We start from the raw sequence: 1,590 nt of genomic DNA, 5'->3' as shown, positions 1-1,590 counted from the left end.
TGTCCTTATTATTGTATCATGTAAACAAATTTTTAGCAAGGAAGAAAAAACTACCGCCCTCGCAGCATTGCTGCGTAGGACGGTAGTTTTGCTTTATTTAATTACAGGCCGGCCTGCTCAATACCGCTGAACAGGAAGCCTAAATGATTGGTGGAGTTCAGCAGCACTACGCGCCAAACGCCCTCGTTATATTCCAACACATTAATGCAGGTGTTATCCTGCTTAATCTGCCAGAAATGCGACATATCAAGGCCAAGCAAATCGCAGATAATCGCCTTGTTCACAGCGTCATGCGCAGCAACCAGCACTGTTTTGCCGGCGTATTTTGCTGCATAGTCGTCAAAGGCAGCGCGAGCACGCTTGCGCACATCCTCCAGGCTTTCGCCGCCGTCAGGCATTTGCACCAGCTGCGGCTGAGTGTGCCACTGGGCAAACTCCTGCGGATATTGCTTGGCAATTTCCGGCGCCAGCACGCCCTCCCAGCTGCCGTGATTGATTTCCAGCAAACGTTTGTCTGTGGCCACCGGCAGCTTGTGCAGGTCAGCGCAAAGCTTGCAGGTCTGGTAGGAGCGTTGCAGCGGGCTGGAGATGCACACATCAATGGGAATGTGGTGCAAGCCCTCGGCCAGCAGGTGGCCTTGGCGCAGACCACGCTCGCTCAGCGGCGTATCCTCCTGACCTTGGTAACGGCCTTCGATATTCCAGGTTGTTTCACCATGTCGGACTAAAATTATTCTCATAAAATTTCCTCGCTGTAATTTATTTGGCTTTAGCCTTCGCAGTTGATGAGCTTAACGTCGATAATGCCTTCAACACCGCGCAGCTGCAGCATGATGTCGTTTGGAATGTCGTCGCCGACAGCAATTGCCATAATGTTGGTGTCGGATTTAGGAGTGCTGCCAACCTGCATGCCATTGATGTTGATGCCGGCGCTGCCCAAAATAGTTGCCATCTGACCGATCATATTAGGCTTGTTGACGTGCGGTGCCAGCAGCAGGTAGCCTTCGGGATTGAAGTCAACATGATATTGGTCAATTTGTACAATCTTAGGCTGCTTGCCGTCGAACAAGGTGCCTTCAATTTTATGTGCACCCTTGGCAGTAGCAATTTTTACATTGATAGCAGTAGTGAAGTAACCTGGCTTGTTGGCCTTAACCTCTTTAACTTCTAAATTGCGTTTTTTGGCAATGCCGGGAGCATTGACGAAGTTAACGCTTTCCTGCAGAATCGGGTTCAGCAGGCCTTTGAGGAAAGCGGTGGTGAGTGCCTGTGTTTCGGTTTCGGCAAGTGCGCCAGTGTATTCTACTTCCACGCTCTTAATGGGGCCGTCTGCCAAATAGATGCCCACGGTACCCATGCGCTCTGCCAGCTTGAAGTAAGGTTGGATAACTGTTGCTACGCTTTTCGGAATGGGAGCCATATTAACGGCGGTCATAACCGGACGGCCTTCAAGAGCGTCAATTACGCCGTAAGCAACGTCAACAGCTACGCCGATTTGCGCTTCAATGGTGGAAGCACCGAGGTGCGGAGTTTGCACAACGTTGAACAGGCCCAGGAAGGGGTTATTTTCTTTGGTAAGCGGTTCAGTCG

Annotated in this window: 1 protein-coding gene and 1 pseudogene; both read right to left on the bottom strand. The window is 50.9% G+C overall.

Annotated features, from left to right (window positions below):
- Nucleotides 1-101: 101 nt before the first annotated feature.
- Entirely contained in the window at nt 102-740 is a 639-nt protein-coding gene (locus BN587_RS02020) for a histidine phosphatase family protein (RefSeq protein WP_021719480.1), read from the bottom strand.
- A 29-nt stretch (nt 741-769) separates the two neighbouring features.
- Nucleotides 770-1,590 (bottom strand): annotated as a pseudogene (locus tag BN587_RS11690) (phosphoglycerate dehydrogenase); the annotation flags it as partial.

The sequence above is a fragment of the Phascolarctobacterium succinatutens CAG:287 genome, assembly GCF_000434895.1.
GTDB lineage: Bacteria > Bacillota > Negativicutes > Acidaminococcales > Acidaminococcaceae > Phascolarctobacterium_A > Phascolarctobacterium_A succinatutens_A.
This window is presented reverse-complemented; position numbering and strand designations above follow the sequence as displayed.

Coding starts and splice junctions, on each gene's coding strand:
- BN587_RS02020 (WP_021719480.1), bottom strand. CDS start 740: ATGAGAATAATTTTAGTCCGACATGGTGAAACAACCTGGAATATCGAA.